This window comes from Acinetobacter sp. B51(2017) (assembly GCF_003711395.1).
Lineage (GTDB): Bacteria > Pseudomonadota > Gammaproteobacteria > Pseudomonadales > Moraxellaceae > Acinetobacter.
This window is the reverse complement of record NZ_PJRJ01000040.1, coordinates 1-17,767: the sequence shown is the minus strand read 5'-3', so window position 1 is coordinate 17,767 and position 17,767 is coordinate 1. Positions and strand designations below refer to the sequence as shown.

The following is a 17,767-nucleotide window of genomic DNA, read 5'->3' as shown; positions in this document are numbered from 1 at the left end:
CAATTACTGACAAAAAATTTGCTCAAATAAACTTCGAGAAATTCTTACCGATTATCAATGAAAATATATTCGATTGATCAACCAGTAAAAATCCACACAAGTTGTTCTTCATAATCTCTTAATGATTTTCTTACTGATTCGTCACCAGTGAGCTAGGTCAGCCATAATACGCTTTTTTTGAATAACGTCAAGACGAAATTTAAAAAAAATTAAATTATCTGCCTCCTCTTATGGCATGATAAAGCGCTTTTACTCCAAACTTTTTAGAGGGTTGCCATCCTATCAGCGGATCATTTACTTGATTAATCAACATCAACTCGCACTTCAAGCGTTGCATATTTCTCTCACTGCTAATGCTCAAACAACGTGTGCTTGGGTGGATTCTACAACTTTACCCGTATGTAAAAATCAGCGTATTCAACGTCATAAATCTTTAAAACAAATTGCCACACGAGGTAAAAGTTCAATCGGTTGGTTCTATGGATGCAAATTGCATGTATTGGTGAATGCTCAGGGTCAATTCATTCAGACCCAACTCTCGAATGGCCATACTTCAGATATCAAGATTCTGCCAAAGTTAGCGCAAGGCTATATGGGTAAGATCTTTGGAGATCGTGGCTACATCAGTGAAACTTTAAAAGATAAATTAGGTATGCAAGGTATTGAATTGATTACATATCATTGCAAGAATATGCGACGAGTGGAATTATCACCAGAGGATGAGATCATGCTGAGACAACGCAATAAAATAGAGACGATCTTTAGCTTGTTGAAGCAGCAATACAATCTAGTAAGCAGCCGTCATCGTTCCATTTCAGGTTATTTCGCTGGGATTTATGCATCCTTATGTGCTTATCAAATCTGCCATCAGAATAAGCCTCAATTTACAACAATCTAAAACTCGGCTTATCCATGATTCGGGTTAATTATAAGAAGATAGATAGCGATAAAATATACTTTCTTTTTGAATGAAATACTCGCAACTAAAGCAACGAATTTCTGAAACCAATTTAAGCCACCGCATTTGATTATTTTTTAATCTGCTCTTACATATATAAAAAATATGCTAGCATACTTTTAAAACATAAAATTATGATTAAAATAAGCACAAAAAGATTATAATTATCTGTTTTTTAAAAAAATTAAAAAAAATATCTTTGTCTAATAGTTATGCCTTGTAGCTTTCACTACAATTATTCGGCAATAATAAATTATTATGGATGATCACAAATGCAATTAAAACAAGCTTTATATAGCAGTATTTTTTTTATCAGTACTGCAAGCTTTGCACAATCCCCGAATGTCATGATTATCTTAGCAGATGACTTAGGCTATTCAGATTTAAGTTCGTTTGGTAGTGAAATTCATACCCCCCATTTAGACAGTTTAGCTTATCAAGGCACACGCTTTACCAATTATCATACCCCTGCCACATGTTCACCTACACGTGCTGAACTCATGTCTGGGACCGATCATCATCTTGCAGGCTTAGGGGCAATGGCAGAAACAATGCGAGCGGATGCAGCGAAATTTGATTTGACTCCTCGCCCTCAATTATTAGGAAAGCCTGGCTATGAGGGCTATTTAAATGAGCGTTCTATTCCCCTTCCCCAAGTCATGAAAGACAACGGCTATAAAACAGTCATGGTTGGAAAATGGCATTTAGGCATGACTGCAGAAACCAACCCAGCAGCCAAGGGTTTTGATTTATCTTTTGCACTATTAAATGGCGCTGACTCACACTTTAAAGCATTACCACAGGGCATCCAACGAAAAACTGTTTACACGGAAAATGGGCAACCTGTTGAGTTACCTGATGACTTTTACTCAACAAACTATTTTACGCAAAAAGTGATCGAGTATATTGGTCATGAAAAACAACCTCGCCAACCATTTTTTGCCTATGTTGCTTTAACTGCACCGCACTGGCCATTACAAGTCCCTACTGAATATCTTCATCTTTATCAAGGTCAGTACGATCAAGGCTATGATGTGATTAAACAGCAGCGCTTACGCAATATGCAGCATTTAAAAATTATTCCCAATAGCCAAACCGCATATGTCCTTCCTAAGGCCTTAACGCCTCTAAATTTAGATATTTGGCAAAATTTAAACAAAAAACAAAAACAAGTTGAAGCGCGAAAAATGGAACTCTATGCCGCGCAGGTTAAAAATTTAGATGATAACGTGGGTAAATTAATCCAACATTTAAAACGTACTAATCAATATGACAATACCTTATTTATTTTTATGTCAGACAATGGCGCTGAAGGTTTCTACCGCGCTGCACCAGGCTATGACAATCGTTATCACAACTTAGGACAAGCTAAGTCCTATGAACTCATTGGTCCACGCTGGAGTGAGGTGAGTAGTGCACCTCTTTCTTTATGGAAAGGGACTGCTGCAGAAGGAGGTGTCAGTGCTCCTGCTCTTGTTAAACTCCCACACCATCATCAAACTAAGATTAGTCATTCGTTTGTGAGTGTAAAAGACGTTTTTCCCACCATTTTGGATGTGACTGGTGCCAAACTTAAACCTGCTTATCAAAATAAGCAAAACTTTAATCAACTTACAGGAAAGTCATGGCTGAATTATCTTCAGGGTAAAGCCTCATCTGTATATGGCGAGGACTTTATTTATGCAGATGAATTACACGGTGACGCGTATGTACGCAATCAACGTTGGAAACTCACCCGTACCATTACTAAAAATTTAAATGGTCCCAATTGGAAACTTTATGACTTAGCAACAGATCGTACAGAGCGGGTTGATTTGAGTCAACAACACCCTGAAATTGTAAAATATTTAAGTGAAGAATATAAAAAATATGTCCAGCGTGTTGGTGTGCAGGATTTCTAATGAGAAATGTGATGTTGAATGGCTCTAAAATTTTCTTATGTAGCTGGATTATGTTCTCAATATTGGGCTGTAAACCATCTCAACCTGCTTCCCCTACTGCCTCTCTTGCTTTAGGCACACTTAAGCAATGTCAAAGCTATCAAGGTTTGCCACAAGATTGGGGAAGTCTTGCAACTTCAGGTATGGTTTGGATTCCAGCAGGTGAAATTATCTTAGGTTCGCAACATGGCTATCCTGATGAGAAACCCTTTAGTCAACAACCGCAGCAGGTTTCTGGCTTCTGGGCAGATCAAACAGAGGTCACTGTAGCTCAGTTTAAAAGCTTCGTCGACGCGACTGGTTATGTTACAGAAGCTGAAAAACAAAAGGTGGCTGCAGTATTTATAGCGCCTCAGCAGCCACAGACTGATCCTATGAAGTGGTGGCAGTTACAACAAAATATTTCGTGGAAACATATCAATGGAACTATACCCCCGCCTCATCACCCTGTCCGTTATATCACTTACAATGATGCATTGGCCTATGCGACATGGTTAGGCCGTGATTTGCCCAGTGAACTAGAAAATGAATATATGGCTAAGGGTTTTTCTCAACAACAAGATATTGGACCAGAACATAATGGACAGCTCAATGCCAACTACTGGCAAGGTCAATTTCCCCATCAAAATACCCAAATAGATGGTTTCTCTGATGTTGCACCTGTGGGCTGTTTTCAAGCTAATCCCTTTGGACTGCATGATATCATTGGTAATCTGTGGGAATGGACCAAATCCCCTTACATAGGTGCACACAGCGATGGTCATATGGGACGGCCTGAAGCCACACGAGCACAAAGAGCAGCCATGATTATGGTGATTAAAGGTGGCTCATTCCTATGCGCTGATAATTATTGTGCTCGCTATAGAGCTGCAGCACGCCATCCTCAAGAATTTGACCTTGCAACTTCTCATGTGGGCTTCCGCACCATACGCCGTGCCCCCTAATATAACTTTAATCAACTTGACTTTTACTGCGGACTTCTAGGGTAAGGATGTAAAGAAATCACTAAAAATATGTGTAGAAAGACTCAACCCTTACTTTGCAAAGATTGGCACAAGAGCTCAGCCTTTGGAGTTTAAGGATGAGGACGAGCATGTTGATATGATATGTCCACCCAAAAGTTGTGATCTCGAGTTTAGTTGCAAAGCTTAAAGGTACAAGTACTGACTTACTAAGAAAAAGTTTCTGAGATTGTATGAAGACTAAACTTTAGACTCATCATTTTTGGTCGCCAAGCCATTAGGTAGTTTCTAATGGCGCTACAAGCCTTAAAACGATTAAAAAGTACATTGAAAAACAAAGACAAGTATTATCAGAGATAACAATTAAGCGATCAAAGCATTTAAGTTGTAAAAGTGGCTTAACTCGCCCTTAAAAGCGCAAGAATACGCCACTACTTTCATTCAAGAATAAAATATCTTTTTTTAAATTATTTCTGCTCTTTTAGCGGTTGCTCGGGCTGTTGATTCGGCTTTTTCTCTGGTTTTACATTTTTATAAGATGACTGATCACCTTTATCATCATTAGACTCATGATGTGGTTTAACTTTTTCATTATCTTGGCTCATTATTTTAGACCTCTGGTTTTTTAAATTAGGTTTTTAACATAGCATATATGCTCAGCAATCAATGTGTGTCTTCGTAAAGTGATTGATATCAACATCACAAAACGTCTTCACGTTGTTTTCACAATCGGCTGTTTACAGTATTTTTTATTTGTACTACGAGTCGAAATCATGAAAATTTTAAAAACAATGCTGCTATGTAGCTTATCCATTCCGTTAATTGCATTAACTGGTTGTAAAAGCATTCCACCTTACTCAAATGAGTATGCACAAGCACGATTAGACACACAAGGTATCTCACTTGATCAAGAAAAAGCAGAGCAAATAGGTCAACGCTTTACACAAACTTTTAATCACCTTGGTACATCAGCATTTTTAACTCAAGCGAGTGCTTTATATGCGGATGAGCTGTTTATCAATGATACACTTTCACAATTTTCACAGCGTTCTAAGCTCCTTGAACATTTTACTGGGATGAATAAGCGTGTAAGTCATGCAAAGGTAGAATTACTTAATACATCCTATTCTCAAGATTCAGCTTATGTCCATTGGCATATGCGCTATGATCTGCATTTTTTTGGCACCAAAAGAACCATGAACTCTTTTGGAATCAGTGAAATTAAGATCAATAAAGATCACAAAATTATTTTTCAACAAGATTTCTGGGACCCAGCCAATGGCTTATATCGTTCTCTGCCTTATGTTTCAGGAGCATACGCATGGGTTCTACCATTCAAAAAATAATCTGTTCATCGCTTATTTTAGCCTTACCATTCCTGTCCATTGCACATGCGAAAAATCTAAAGCAATGTAGCCAAGCAAAATTATTGGTTGCTAAAAAACAGGTCGGAATAGCAAAATATTGGGCACAAAATTGTCAAGCGAATTGGCAGGGTCAAAATATGGCTTTAACTTTTCATTACAGCGAGAATATTCCAGAATGGGCATTTAAACGCGCTGCTCGTTATTTTTTAACTAAGAACATTCAAGATCAACAATTATTTGCCACGTTTGAACAGCTCACTGCGTCTTATCGTGCTGTCAAACCTGGAGATGAATATCGTTTAAATTATATACACCAGCAACACACTTTACAGCTTGAACTCAACCAGGCTCGATTAGGACAGATCCAACACCCCTCTGCTCAATACTATTTTTCGATTTGGTTAGGACAAGCCCCCTTTAGCATTCCATTGAAACAACAACTTTTGAAGTCATCTTAAGCTATGTCAAAACATTTTATCCTGATCGTAGAAGATCATTATGAGCTCGCCTCGACTTTATGTGAGTTTTTAGAAGAACATGATTTTGTTGTTGATCATGCAAGAAATTTAAATACTGCTCAACAACTACTAAAACAACAAAGTTACCATTTACTGTTACTGGATATTAATTTGCCCGATGGTTCAGGCTATCAGTTATGTGAATGGATTCGTACGGAAGCAGGATTAGACTTGCCTGTTTTAATGCTGACTGCTCGCGATACTTTAAATGATAAGTTACAAGGTTTTCAATCTGGTACAGACGATTACTTGGTAAAACCTTTCGATTTTAACGAGCTCATTGTACGTATCAAAGCCTTGATTCGTCGTTCACTGGGCGAGGTATCGCATAGCCGCCTTACTCTGCACGATCTGGTTTTAGATTCAGCTCATCAGCAGGTGATACGTGCAGGTAAAAGTATTGATCTGCCACCTTTGCAATTTAAGTTACTCAAAATATTGATGCGCCAATCTCCTAAGGTGGTGAGCAAACAAGAAATTATGATGGCTCTTTGGGGCGACGAAGAGCCTGAGAGTGATGCACTACGGAGCCACATTTATAATCTCAGGAAAATGGTAGACAAACCATTTGATCAAAAACTCATTCATACCGTGTCTGGCGTGGGACTCAAAATGAGTATCGAGCCTTAAGCTTCAATTTAAGTACACGACGACAATTAAACCTGTTTCTGATGTTAAATCAATGTCTTGATGTGTGGATAAATAGTATTGACGATCAAAAAGTTCAACGCGCCAGCCTAACTGTTTACATAACTTTTGCACCAACTGCAGACCTATACCATGCCCTTTAATTTCAAGTTGTAGGTTACGGTCTGAGAGCGCTTGGACTTTCAAATCATTAGCTAAAGCAATACCTACTCCATTGTCTGCAATTAATACTTTATTTTTCTGTAAAATGACATCAATCTCTGTACCTTGAGAGTAATTCAGGGCATTACGTAAAATATTACCAAATACCATTTTGGTCATAGAGCTGTAAAGTTTACGCGGTGCTTCATCCAAATCCTGATGCAAAGTAATATGCATTCCTTTATTTTGACTCACCTGCTCAAGTTCATCCATTAACTGTTGCAGTTGCTCAGAGAGCAACGCGGTTGTAGGGGCTAAGGTATTCGTGGTGTTACGTGCAATGGCCAGTAAAGTATCTACCAAGAGTTGCATATCCTCAATGGTATTATGCAAACGCGTAAATGACTTCGTTTGACCATAGCGTGCCTGACACAATTGAATATTGCCCTTTAAAATCGTCAATGGTGTGCGTAATTCATGACTCACATCACCCGTAAATTCACGTTCTCGTTGAATAAACTCACTCAACACTTGATGATATTTTTCAAGTGCCTGCTTTAAATATTCGGCTTCTAAATTTGAATGGGTATGAATATCACGAAATGGGGAGGCGCGATTACTGGCATGTTCCCAATCAATTTTCTCTAATGCATTCGCTAAACGATTAATCGGTGAAAAATAGCGTCTGGCACGGCGATTCCAAAACCACAACAGACTATAAAGCACAAAAAGACTCAGCATTAAGGGTGCTAAACCAAACAGCCATACCAGTTTATTCACATTGCTTTCGCCAAAAACTAAAAGGACTTTTTGCCCAGCATTTTCTCCATAGCCGGTCATACGTTCGCGACCATCAATAAAATAACGGTGCACGCCCGGCTGTAAATCTAAAGATTGAAAAGCCACGGGCGCAATGCCCTCCCAGCGATAACCATATAAATTTTTAGTATCAGGCAGAGGTGCTAAGGGATCACGCGCCACGCGTTGCCAGTAATGCGACATTTCTTGTTCAAGTGCCGTTTTGAGTAGAGTTCCCTTAATCACCCAAGCGCTGCAGCTAATGCCGATCACTACAGACAGCGCAATCAGCCCGATTTGTAGCCAATAGTAACGATTAAATACCTCACCTAAGGGATGTTCACCTTTGTCCCTAAACAACCTTAACACTGATGCATCCCTCTGATGTTGCTTAAACAAGAAATTATACGACCTTCTTTTGAAATAAGAAGTGACCGATGACCCATTCACGACCTTGGTCATAACCAAATAGTTCAGCACAGGCCATAAAGAAGATACGCCAACGTTGCCACCAAATCTCAGCATCTTCGCCATAGGTTGCGGCAAAAATAGGCGCGAGCTTAGCGTGATGTTGATCCATATTATTTAGCCAAGCATTGGCGGTATATTGATATTGTTTTCCAGACCATTGCCATTGCTTCTGCAAAGACAAATGTTGTTGAAAATGTAAAAAGGTGGAAGTAGATGGCATAAATCCGCCACTGAAGAAGTATTTCGACATCCAATCTAAATCATTCTTTACTTCAAAGGGGTAATGTAAGAAACGGTGACAGAAAATATGACACCATAAACGTCCATCTGGCTTTAACCAATGATTAATATTTTCAAATAATTTATGGTAATTACGGACATGCTCAAACATTTCTACCGACACCACACGATCAAAACACTGTTCTGCAAACGTTAAAACATTAACATCACAGGTGAGAACGTTGAGGTTGTGAAAGCCTTTTAAACGTGCTTGTTCTTCAATATAAATACGTTGTGTTACAGAGTTTGACACCACCGTGATATTTGCATTTGGATAATGCTCTGCCATATATAGACTAAATGATCCCCAACCACATCCGAGTTCAAGAATAGATTGCCCATCTTGTAACTCAGCACGTTGGCAATATGTGGCTAATGCTGCTTCCTCAGCTTGATCTAAACTTGTGGATGAATGTTCAAATAGACTGGCACTGTATTTTAAACGTTTTCCTAAAACCGCCTGAAAAAATTCGGTCGGTAACTCATAGTGCTGTTCATTGGCTTTTTGCGTTTCAACAGCAATCTCACTGTTTTTTAGCACCTGTAAAACATCATCATAACGTTGACTCGCCAAAACAGGATCAAAACGTCCTTCTTGCTTAAGTCGCTTTTTACTTAAAAGACGGATACCTGCGCGAATGATTGGATCAGGCAGTTGTCCTTTTTCTAACATATGTAGTGTTTTTTGCAAAATCATGTCCATAATTCGCCTTACTTTTTCGGGGGTAATGGAATAAAGATAGAAGTACGTCGTTGATAATCTCGGTAATCATCGCCGCGGTGTGCTAAAGCTTGTTGTTCACTAAATGGTATTCCGGTGATGTAATATAAAAACAACCACATGAGCACAGGATAAATCCAGAGCTCATAAAGCCCCACCGCCATCCCTAAAATCGGATAAGCAAACCAATGTAACCATTCAAAGAAATAATTAGGATGGCGGGAATAACGCCACAAACCTTGATCACAGGTTTTTCCTTGATGCGCGGGATTCGACTTAAAATGATATAGCTGCTGATCTGCCACGGTCTCGCCTATAAATGCAATCAGTATAATGACAGCAGCAATAGCTAAATAAATCGAGTGCGCTATTGACCACTGCTGAGCTGAAATACTGAGTAGCTCAAGCATTGGATAAGAAAACAGCATGACTAAAGCACTTTGAAATACAAAGAATAATAAGAAGCCTATGTGCTCAAAACGGCCTAAAGCACGGCGCATATTGGCATAGCGAGTGTCTTCCTGCGTTTCATTGGCATAGCGGCGTAATAAATGCCACGTTAAACGAGCAAACCACAACCCGCTGGCCACGCCAATAAATAGACGAATGTTCAGCGGTGCTGCATCCATGACCGTCGCAGCGATAATCACATTCAACGCAATATTGAAACTCCATGCCACATCGACCAGTCCTGCTCTACGGTTGTAACTCACCAGCACCCAGCAGCACAGCATGACAAATAAGTTGAATAAGAATAAATGGATCAGCATGGCCTTTGCTCCTATTCACAATGGGATTTAATAAGGCTGTGCTTCTAATAAAAGATGTACATCACTAATCACACCTTCTTTAAATCCTCCTTCGCAATAACACAGATAAAAATCCCACATTCGGATAAAGCGCTCATCAAATCCCAATTGAAGCACTTGGTCACGTTGCTGCATGAAACGTTGCCGCCAGCAATGTAAAGTTTTGGCATAACTTTGCCCAATATCTTCCAAATGTTTGAGACGTAATTTTTGCTGTGATGCAGCATGGGTCATCACACTGATACATGGAATGAAACTGCCAGGGAAAATATAACGTTTAATATAGTCAACGGTATGCAAGGCTTTTTTATAACGAGCATCTTCAATCGTGATCGCCTGAATAAGCGCTAGACCATTGGGCTTTAAGAGTTCACGGCATTTATTGAAATATGTGGCTAAGTACTGCTCTCCCACTGCTTCAATCATTTCAATAGACACTAGCTTATCGTATTTACCTTCTAGTAAACGGTAATCTTGCAGTTTTACCGTGACGCGATGACTTAGACCGGCAGCATGAACACGCGCCAGCGCTTCATCATACTGTGCCTGTGAAATGGTAATTGTGGTGACCTGACAGCCATAATGCTGCGCCGCATAAATCGCAAAACCACCCCAACCACTGCCAATTTCGACCAAATGATCCATTGGCTTCAATTGCAACTTTTGACAAATTATTTCTTTTTTATATTCAGAGGCTTGCTCTAAGCTCATGTTTGGTTCTTTAAAGACTGCACTTGAATACATCATACTTGGATCAAGAAACAGTTTAAAAAAATCATTACTCAAATCGTAATGCTCAGCAATATTTTTACGACTGCCTTGAATGGAATTTTTGCGTGATTTATACCAAGCCTTCAGCAGCACCTGACTCAGTTTTGCCACTGTATTTTGATTCATTCGATCAAGGACATCACGATTACGTGCCAGAATCTGGATGACAGTCACTAAGTCATCACTACTCCAATAACCGCAAATAAAGCCTTCCGCTGCACCCAAGACTCCTTGCTTAAAAATCAAGTCCATCAATCGCTGATCATGTACCACAATTGAAGCTTGTAAATCTGCAGGCTCACCCACAATACCTTGCCATTGCCCTGTAAAAATCAATTGTCCATGCTGAAGTTTTAAGAGATGGCGTAATACCAGGGGTAAGCTGTTGCTTTCTCTCATCAATATGCTTTTCATGAAGATCGTGTTCCTTTGTTTTTTTTCGGATGGCGGTAAAATGGAATTTTCTTTTTCCATAAATAAAATGCATTGAGATAAATACCACCGAGCATCCGAAATGGCTCAAACATTTTGAACACAGCATAACGATACTGTTGTGAAGGAGATGTGATGGGATTGAGGACATAATTCATACTTGCATCAAACTGCAAAACGCCGTGTTGAAATACCTGCATAAATACAACCTGTCTGTGCGCTGAAAAACTAAACCTCCAGCGATACTCTAAATCCATAGGCATAAAGGGTGAAACATGAAATACTTTAGAAAAGTTAAAACGATAACTTTGATACACGCCATGTTGCTTAAATCCTTCATGACATGAATGCACATAGACTTGGCGCTCATTCCAAGGTGTATTGGTAATTTCACTCAGAATAAATACCAAATTGCTTTGATCATAAACAAAATAGAACACCACAGAGTTAAAGCGAAATCCCAAACTGCGTGGTAAGGATAAAACCCGTATCGTATGCTGCTGATCCAAGATGTAACGCTTTTCTTGCCATAATATCTGCGCTACTTTCTCGCGAATTGAACCCTGTGCCTGTGTTAAAAAATCTTGCTCATTAATCTGCAAAATATTGAATCTTTTGACTGACCATAAATAACAAGCTGATTGATAACATTGTAGCTGATCTGGATCAAACCATAGATAAGTGAGCTTTGCATCAAAGGAATGCGCTTTAGGTAAATAACGACGATGACGGATATTCGCAGATGCTAATGCTAGCGGAGATATCGGCATATTCATGTTCTACGCGGCCTTTACTGAGCTTTGTAAAATTTGCTCGACAACCCAAGATGCACTACGTGCACCATCTTCGTGAAATCCCCATCCCCAATAAGCACCGCAATATGATGTCCGATGTTGGCCATTAATATCTTGCCAATGCTGCTGCGCTTCAATGGCAGCGGCATCAAATACAGGGTGACGATAATGACGCTCGATCCATATATGTTTGGCATCTAACGACATATTCGGATTCAGTGTGGCGAAAATAGGAGTTTTGCAATTTAAATTTTGCAATTGATTCATCCAGTAACTAAAACCGTAATGAATCCCACCGCGCTCAAATGGCGTCTGGTCCTGCGCTAGGCTTGGCGTAACATGCACATGCCAACTCGCCCATTGCCGTTTGGACTTAGGCATAATACCTGTATCTGAGTGGACCACCATGCGATTATCTTGATAACGAAATTGACTTAATATCGCCTGTTCTTGTGGGGTAGGATCTTTGAGTAAAGCTAAACTATCATCGGCGTGACTCGCAAAGACCACCCAATCAAATTGCTCTTGACCATGAGCAGTTTCAATGAGCACGCCCTGCTCTGTTCTGCTTACTGCATGGACTGTCTGATAACAAAATTCAATGTTTTTTGCCTGTGTCTGGATAGCGCGTACATAACTGGCTGAGCCACCTTGTACCGTCAGCCAAAGTGGACGATCTTTTAGCTGTAACATACGATGATGTTGAAAAAAACTAACTACAAATTTATAGGGAATATCCCCTGCCTGCTCGACAGGACAAGACCATAATGCACCACACATTGGATACAAATGCTCTTGTCGAAATGCCTCAGAATAGCCATGTTGATTTAAGTATTGTTCAATACTGAGCGATGTGCTGATATCCCTGACATCAATTTCTTTATTTTCAGCATAAAATCGCAATAAATCAGCTAACATGCTACGGAAATTTGACTTTAAAAAGTTCTGAGGTCGAAACAGTAAAGAAAACTTTTTAGAGGGATTGTATTGTAAACCAGTCACTTGATTATTGACTGAAAACCCCATATCACTGCTTTGTGTTTTTACACCTAACTCTTTGAGCATTGCACAGAACAGCGGATAATTTTGCTCATTAAAAACAATAAAACCACTGTCTATAGATACTTGCTCACCATGAATATTTAAACGATGAGTATCAGTATGACCACCTAAATAGTCATTCTTTTCAAATACAGTCACTTGATGATGTTTATTCAGCTGCCATGCAGCATACAGTCCAGAAATACCTGAACCAATAATTGCAATTTTCATAAAGATTCCTTGGATTGTATCTCTGATTGGGATGTTTGAGCTGGCTGTTTTGATCGTATGCGTTGGGCGATTCTACTGACTTGGTATACTTTGTCTGGAATAGGTTTAATCCCCCAGACTAAACCCAAGCATGACATCAACTTTAATACATAATAAGTCACGTCAATTTGCCACCAATAAAAACCTTGACGTGTACTACCTGCATAATAATGATGATTATTATGCCAACCTTCTCCTAAGGTAATAATAGAAAGAAATAGGTTATTACGACTGTGATCATGGGTGTCAAAGTCACGCGTTCCATAATGATGCGCCAATGAATTAATACATAGAGTAGCGTGAGTGAGCAAAACAGTAGAGATCACGAACCCCCATACTAAGAGTTGAAACCCTGAAGTACTCAAACTAGGCCACATCATTGCCACAGCCTCGCCTAAAGCATAGATGCTCATCGCTGTGAGTAAAACGACAATAAGACTAAAGCGGTCAAGCCAGATCAATTCAGGATATTGCAGCCAGTCTTTAATGACTTCTTTACGCGTAGCAAAATTATATTCATTTAAAAACCAGCCGACATGGCTATACCAAAAGCCATGTGTAGAAGAATGAGGGTCTTGTGCTGTATCTGTATGACGATGATGGTAACGATGATGTGCTACCCACCATAATGGGCCACGCTGCGCACTCATTGTGCCCAAAAGTGCGAATATAAATTGAACTAAACGTGACGTCTGAAAGGTTTTATGCGAGAAATAACGATGAAAAAAAGCGGTAATTGCAAACATGCGTATCAGATAAAAAACCAGCATAAAGACAACTGCAAACCATGATACACCCACCCAAAACACCCCTAAACAAGCAATATGCAGCAAGATAAAGGGTAAAATTCTAAGCCATTGGATTTTACGGTTTTCAGGATTGAGATTGAGTGATGCCGTGCTCACCGACCAACTATCAATCCACCCCATTAAACTTTTTAACATGGACTTATCCTACACCGAACTAACTGTATTTATTCCGTTAAATCAGTGTATTTAGGTCAGTATGAATTTTATGTGAAGGCTTGCCATTCGCATAATTTAAATCTTACAAAGCGCAGACTTAAAAATCTTGTTATCGTGTAAAATGGCTTTAAACTTAGGTTAAAAACAGCTTTTTCTCAGCCGCACGGCGCTTGACGAGGCCTTTTAAGATCTGACCTTTACTCTTATCCCACCGCAAGAATTGCTCGGCTGCAGCGTAATAATCACCAACATTGAGTTTTTTGAGCAAAGTGGACGCTTCAAAAGCATGGGGCCCAATATTATACGCTAAGGAAACTAAAGCATCAAATTGATTTTGCGTTAAAGGAACATTGACCACACGATTGACAAGCTGAGAAAAGCGCATCAGATCGTAGGCCTTATAAGCCAAAGCCTGTTCCAGTGAGCATGTATCGCCTTGTTGTACAGGTTGACCACTTGGATAAACTGTTGTGCCACTCCCAATTGTCCAAACATTGGCTGGGCATTGATAAGCGATCAGCGCTAAACCTTCAAAACTACTTATCAACTGCGTACCATATGAACTTAAGGTTTTTGCATTATCTACAGCAACACCAATATCATTTTCACGATCTGATACATGAGTTTGCTGCTGAAGCAAGTTTTTAAATTGCTGCACAATACGATCAAGAATGATTTTGAACATCGTTATCTCCAAAAGAGCAGCAATTCATTTAATCTGTCTACTTCATTCTTTATAATGAAGGATACCTAATCATTAGATCTTTGCTCGCTCATTTAATTCTATGCTGTTTAAGTTGAGCTCATACTGAGTTCACTTAAATCATTTAAATCTCTTTCTCATTCATATATCTCCAATAGCGTTTAGGTACATATTGGATATGTAATTTTAAATTTTTACGCGCTTGGATGTTCACACTATTAAAATAATCCTTCCAAAGCTGATCATAAAGTACCTCTTCATCATCAAGTTCGATACTAAAATTTTGACTAAAGCCCGTTCTTATATTTTGATCCACTTCATGTGGATTCATTTCAATGTGATGGACTTGCGCCAGATCGTAGTAAATACCGTATTTACGCTGTTCGTCATAAATCAACCAAGTCTGATCCTGATAACGTTGTTTAAAGTGACGTGTAATAATAGGCAATACATTAAAATCAGGTTTCACTAAGCTCAGAAATAAACCATCTTGACATTTTTTAAAGCGCACAAAAGCTTCCATGCGATGCTTTTCACGCCCCACTTGTTTGGCCCATTGACTAATTCCTAATACATCAATATGCCCATAATCTTGGTCAACCTTATAGTTTTTTTTAAATACATAGAGTGCAAAACCAAACATATGATTAAATGCTGCATCTTGCTCTGATAAAAAACTATAATAAAAATGACGCAGCGAGCTACTGGAGACTTTAGCTTTTAATGCAGTCCATACACGATTGGCGTGTTCATCATTTGAAGGTACCATCACAACTTCATCAAACAAGCCCGTCTGCGCATGTGAATCCTTAGTCACATGTACATCAAACTGCTTGAACTGAAAAGCGCGAAAAATACAGCTCAGTAAGCCTGTCATGGTACCATCAAACACATAAATCATCAGAAACCGAATCCTAACTGTGGTGAAAGTTGCTGCGTATATTTAGATTGACCCGCGAATAAAATCTGTTGACGAATCTGCCCCGCTTGTTGCTCCTTGGCAAACTTAGGACTATCCACACAACGAATAAAATGCTGCGCACGGTTGTAAGCTACGCCCATTCGTTTTAACTGATCAATACGAATCGGGCCAAAACGACGCGCGGATACAATTTTCTTTGCTGAACGTACGCCAATCCCAGGTACGCGTAAAATCATTTTATAGTCTGCGCGGTTAATGTCCACAGGAAAACTTTCTGGATGACGTAAGGCCCAGCTTAACTTTGGATCAACATCTAAATCTAAATTTGGATGCTCATCATCCACTAACTCATTGGCATCAAAACCATAAAAACGCATTAACCAATCACTTTGATAAAGACGGTTTTCGCGCAGCAATGGTGGTGCAGAACCCACCATGGGCAAACTCTTTTCTTCTTCATTAATTGGAATATAGCCTGAATAATAGACGCGTTTGAGTTTAAATTCTTTGTAGTGTCGATCAGCCATTAAAATAATATCTTTATCAGTTTCACTATGTGCACCTACAACCATTTGCGTGGTTTGTCCTGCAGGAACAAAAACTGGAACTGTTTTAATCAGCTTACGCTCATCTTTTAACTCAATCAGGCGATCACGTACAATCCCTAGATCTTTTTGTACTTCAGCATGATTTTTTTCAGGTGCGAACTTTTGTAAACCTTCTTCGGTTGGCATTTCTAAATTGATACTCATCCGATCTACATAGAGCCCAGCCTCTTGGATGATCTCAGGCGACGCCCCCGGAATTGTCTTTAAATGAATATAACCATTGAAGTTTTCTTCCAGACGTAACTTTTTCACCACTTGCAGCATGCGCTCCATGGTGTAATCGGCAGATTTAAAAATACCTGAACTTAAAAATAGCCCTTCAATATAATTACGACGATAAAAATTAATGGTCAGGTCAACGACTTCTTGAACGGTAAACGCAGCACGTTTGACATCATTTGAACGGCGTGACACACAATAGGCACAATCGTAGATACAAACATTAGAAAAGAGAATTTTGAGTAAAGAAACACAGCGGCCATCTTCAGTATAACTATGGCAAATACCATTACCCGTATTACCTAGACCTTTATCTTTGTTTTGACGTTTACTACCACTTGATGAACACGACACATCATACTTGGCAGCATCAGCCAAAATTTGCAGTTTTTCACGAATACGATCAGACATAGACAGAGATAAAAGAAGCAAAACGCTATGATAGTCTATGTCTATTTTTTAAACGACACCTACAGCTATGCTATGCGACAAACTATGTCGTTTTAATCTAATCAGTCTAGTTTTAGGTTCATCTGTGTATAAGCTTTAAATTGTACTTAATCCATAGCGAATTAGCGCTTCAACCACGTCTTGATCAAACCAAACAATGCAACAATAGGGTTAACGCTAGGTAGCTGGTTCTCTGAATAAATTTCACGCAATAACTCGGGCGTTAAGGCCTCATGCATACGAAATAATGGTGCAGTTTCACCATTCTGTTGATGTTGTTGCATAATCGAATCCCTGCGATTTCCCTTGGATTTACTGATCTATGTCTATGTTTTAAATGATGAAGAAAGGGTAATAAACCTAGTTCATTGGGTTTAAATTACACTTTGACATTGGCATTTAATGACATTGTAAGTGAGTTATCGCTATTATTTTGGGACTTTAGACCTATGTCTAAAGCTCAGGCGGGTTAGATACGACTTAAGTCTAAGCATGAGATCATAGTAATGTCAAAAATGCGTATATGGGCACGGCGGGTTGGGCTTTGGGCTAAAATATGTATCTTGAAATGATGTGTTGATCATCGATTGACATACTCCCACCACTTTCGACTAGTTCCTTGCGAAACTCGTTTCTCAGGGATTCTAAAAGCAAATGCTCTTAGGCGACTTCCTTGCGGATTTCGCTTGCTTTCTGCTTCGTAGGGCGACCTTTACCGCATCCACCCTCCACAGACAAAACGGTATGTCCTACCGCCAAAATGTTGCGAGAAGCGTTTATATCCGCATTCTCGCTAAAGCTACACTCTACACAGCTAAATTTCGCCTGAGTGAGCCTGTTTTCTTTTGCAACGTGACCACATGAACTACAAGTCTGACTTGTATATTTAGGGTCAACTTTAACGAGTAAACCACCTCGCCATTGTTGCTTATACTCCAACATACCAACAAGCATTGACCACCCTTGATCTAGGATTGATT

At 39.4% G+C, this 17,767-nt stretch carries 18 protein-coding genes and 1 pseudogene; 6 read left to right on the top strand and 13 right to left on the bottom strand.

All coding sequences use genetic code 11. The features are described 5' to 3' along the window. Positions 1 to 229: 229 nt before the first annotated feature. The 3 genes and pseudogenes from CYK47_RS13760 to CYK47_RS13750 all read left to right on the top strand — a co-directional run. Positions 230 to 898, top strand: a pseudogene (locus tag CYK47_RS13760) (IS982 family transposase); the annotation flags it as partial. 332 nt (positions 899 to 1,230) lie between these two features. Next, positions 1,231 to 2,859, top strand: a complete 1,629-nt coding sequence (locus tag CYK47_RS13755) for an arylsulfatase (protein ID WP_122902376.1) — start codon at positions 1,231 to 1,233, stop codon at positions 2,857 to 2,859. After that, positions 2,859 to 3,842, top strand: coding sequence for a formylglycine-generating enzyme family protein (locus tag CYK47_RS13750; RefSeq protein ID WP_228722493.1), 984 nt, complete (start codon positions 2,859 to 2,861; stop codon positions 3,840 to 3,842). The genes CYK47_RS13755 and CYK47_RS13750 overlap by 1 nt, the downstream gene beginning before the upstream one ends. Positions 3,843 to 4,327: 485 nt before the next feature. On the opposite strand, the gene CYK47_RS15525 is transcribed toward CYK47_RS13750, so the two are convergent. Further along, positions 4,328 to 4,465 carry a hypothetical protein gene (locus CYK47_RS15525; RefSeq protein WP_164709213.1) on the bottom strand — a complete coding sequence of 46 codons (138 nt, stop codon included), beginning with the start codon at positions 4,463 to 4,465 and terminating at the stop codon, positions 4,328 to 4,330. Positions 4,466 to 4,633: 168 nt separating this feature from the next. Here CYK47_RS15525 and CYK47_RS13745 point away from each other — a divergent pair, with 168 nt between their 5' ends. The 3 genes from CYK47_RS13745 to CYK47_RS13735 are packed head-to-tail and all read left to right on the top strand — an operon-like array spanning position 4,634 to position 6,375. Then, on the top strand, positions 4,634 to 5,206 hold the full coding sequence (locus tag CYK47_RS13745; protein WP_171407334.1) for a nuclear transport factor 2-like protein: 573 nt from the start codon (positions 4,634 to 4,636) through the stop codon (positions 5,204 to 5,206). After that, entirely contained in the window at positions 5,182 to 5,685 is a 504-nt protein-coding gene (locus tag CYK47_RS13740) for a chalcone isomerase family protein (protein WP_122902375.1), read from the top strand. The genes CYK47_RS13745 and CYK47_RS13740 overlap by 25 nt, the downstream gene beginning before the upstream one ends. Positions 5,686 to 5,688: 3 nt before the next feature. Beyond that, positions 5,689 to 6,375, top strand: coding sequence for a response regulator transcription factor (locus CYK47_RS13735; protein WP_122902374.1), 687 nt, complete (start codon positions 5,689 to 5,691; stop codon positions 6,373 to 6,375). A 3-nt stretch (positions 6,376 to 6,378) separates the two neighbouring features. Here the strand turns inward: CYK47_RS13735 and CYK47_RS13730 are convergent, their stop codons facing one another. The 12 genes from CYK47_RS13730 to CYK47_RS13680 form a co-directional block, all read right to left on the bottom strand. Beyond that, positions 6,379 to 7,701: a sensor histidine kinase gene (locus CYK47_RS13730; protein WP_122902373.1), complete on the bottom strand. Its 1,323-nt coding sequence runs from the start codon at positions 7,699 to 7,701 to the stop codon at positions 6,379 to 6,381. A 34-nt stretch (positions 7,702 to 7,735) separates the two neighbouring features. Next, entirely contained in the window at positions 7,736 to 8,785 is a 1,050-nt protein-coding gene (locus CYK47_RS13725; RefSeq protein ID WP_122902372.1) for an SAM-dependent methyltransferase, read from the bottom strand. An 8-nt stretch (positions 8,786 to 8,793) separates the two neighbouring features. Further along, positions 8,794 to 9,573, bottom strand: a complete 780-nt coding sequence (locus tag CYK47_RS13720) for a DUF1295 domain-containing protein (RefSeq protein WP_122902371.1) — start codon at positions 9,571 to 9,573, stop codon at positions 8,794 to 8,796. Between the two features lie 27 nt (positions 9,574 to 9,600). Continuing rightward, positions 9,601 to 10,797 (bottom strand): SAM-dependent methyltransferase, encoded by a 1,197-nt coding sequence (locus tag CYK47_RS13715; RefSeq protein WP_122902370.1) that lies wholly within the window; start codon positions 10,795 to 10,797, stop codon positions 9,601 to 9,603. Then, positions 10,794 to 11,585, bottom strand: coding sequence for a DUF1365 domain-containing protein (locus tag CYK47_RS13710; protein WP_122902378.1), 792 nt, complete (start codon positions 11,583 to 11,585; stop codon positions 10,794 to 10,796). Before CYK47_RS13710 ends, CYK47_RS13715 begins: the two co-directional genes overlap by 4 nt. A gap of 9 nt (positions 11,586 to 11,594) precedes the next feature. After that, entirely contained in the window at positions 11,595 to 12,881 is a 1,287-nt protein-coding gene (locus CYK47_RS13705) for an NAD(P)/FAD-dependent oxidoreductase (RefSeq protein WP_122902369.1), read from the bottom strand. Further along, on the bottom strand, positions 12,878 to 13,864 hold the full coding sequence (locus CYK47_RS13700) for an acyl-CoA desaturase (protein WP_122902368.1): 987 nt from the start codon (positions 13,862 to 13,864) through the stop codon (positions 12,878 to 12,880). Before CYK47_RS13700 ends, CYK47_RS13705 begins: the two co-directional genes overlap by 4 nt. A gap of 154 nt (positions 13,865 to 14,018) precedes the next feature. Continuing rightward, complete coding sequence (locus CYK47_RS13695) at positions 14,019 to 14,570, bottom strand: lysozyme (RefSeq protein ID WP_122902367.1); 552 nt, start codon at positions 14,568 to 14,570, stop codon at positions 14,019 to 14,021. Positions 14,571 to 14,712: 142 nt separating this feature from the next. Continuing rightward, complete coding sequence (locus CYK47_RS13690) at positions 14,713 to 15,492, bottom strand: TIGR03915 family putative DNA repair protein (RefSeq protein WP_122902366.1); 780 nt, start codon at positions 15,490 to 15,492, stop codon at positions 14,713 to 14,715. Further along, positions 15,489 to 16,748, bottom strand: a complete 1,260-nt coding sequence (locus CYK47_RS13685; RefSeq protein ID WP_122902365.1) for a putative DNA modification/repair radical SAM protein — start codon at positions 16,746 to 16,748, stop codon at positions 15,489 to 15,491. Before CYK47_RS13685 ends, CYK47_RS13690 begins: the two co-directional genes overlap by 4 nt. A 161-nt stretch (positions 16,749 to 16,909) precedes the next feature. Further along, positions 16,910 to 17,071, bottom strand: a complete 162-nt coding sequence (locus CYK47_RS15520; protein ID WP_164709212.1) for a hypothetical protein — start codon at positions 17,069 to 17,071, stop codon at positions 16,910 to 16,912. Between the two features lie 376 nt (positions 17,072 to 17,447). Further along, on the bottom strand, positions 17,448 to 17,767 hold a 320-nt coding region (locus tag CYK47_RS13680), incomplete at its 5' end, for an RNA-guided endonuclease InsQ/TnpB family protein (RefSeq protein WP_213072433.1).

What these genes read in the sequence shown, in the direction of transcription:
- CYK47_RS13755 (WP_122902376.1), top strand. Translation starts at nt 1,231, where the DNA reads ATGCAATTAAAACAAGCTTTATATAGCAGTATTTTTTTTATCAGTACT.
- CYK47_RS13750 (WP_228722493.1), top strand. Translation starts at nt 2,859, where the DNA reads ATGAGAAATGTGATGTTGAATGGCTCTAAAATTTTCTTATGTAGCTGG.
- CYK47_RS15525 (WP_164709213.1), bottom strand. Translation starts at nt 4,465, where the DNA reads ATGAGCCAAGATAATGAAAAAGTTAAACCACATCATGAGTCTAATGAT.
- CYK47_RS13745 (WP_171407334.1), top strand. Translation starts at nt 4,634, where the DNA reads ATGAAAATTTTAAAAACAATGCTGCTATGTAGCTTATCCATTCCGTTA.
- CYK47_RS13740 (WP_122902375.1), top strand. Translation starts at nt 5,182, where the DNA reads ATGGGTTCTACCATTCAAAAAATAATCTGTTCATCGCTTATTTTAGCC.
- CYK47_RS13735 (WP_122902374.1), top strand. Translation starts at nt 5,689, where the DNA reads ATGTCAAAACATTTTATCCTGATCGTAGAAGATCATTATGAGCTCGCC.
- CYK47_RS13725 (WP_122902372.1), bottom strand. Translation starts at nt 8,785, where the DNA reads ATGGACATGATTTTGCAAAAAACACTACATATGTTAGAAAAAGGACAA.
- CYK47_RS13720 (WP_122902371.1), bottom strand. Translation starts at nt 9,573, where the DNA reads ATGCTGATCCATTTATTCTTATTCAACTTATTTGTCATGCTGTGCTGC.
- CYK47_RS13715 (WP_122902370.1), bottom strand. Translation starts at nt 10,797, where the DNA reads ATGAAAAGCATATTGATGAGAGAAAGCAACAGCTTACCCCTGGTATTA.
- CYK47_RS13710 (WP_122902378.1), bottom strand. Translation starts at nt 11,585, where the DNA reads ATGCCGATATCTCCGCTAGCATTAGCATCTGCGAATATCCGTCATCGT.
- CYK47_RS13705 (WP_122902369.1), bottom strand. Translation starts at nt 12,881, where the DNA reads ATGAAAATTGCAATTATTGGTTCAGGTATTTCTGGACTGTATGCTGCA.
- CYK47_RS13700 (WP_122902368.1), bottom strand. Translation starts at nt 13,864, where the DNA reads ATGTTAAAAAGTTTAATGGGGTGGATTGATAGTTGGTCGGTGAGCACG.
- CYK47_RS13695 (WP_122902367.1), bottom strand. Translation starts at nt 14,570, where the DNA reads ATGTTCAAAATCATTCTTGATCGTATTGTGCAGCAATTTAAAAACTTG.
- CYK47_RS13685 (WP_122902365.1), bottom strand. Translation starts at nt 16,748, where the DNA reads ATGTCTGATCGTATTCGTGAAAAACTGCAAATTTTGGCTGATGCTGCC.
- CYK47_RS15520 (WP_164709212.1), bottom strand. Translation starts at nt 17,071, where the DNA reads ATGCAACAACATCAACAGAATGGTGAAACTGCACCATTATTTCGTATG.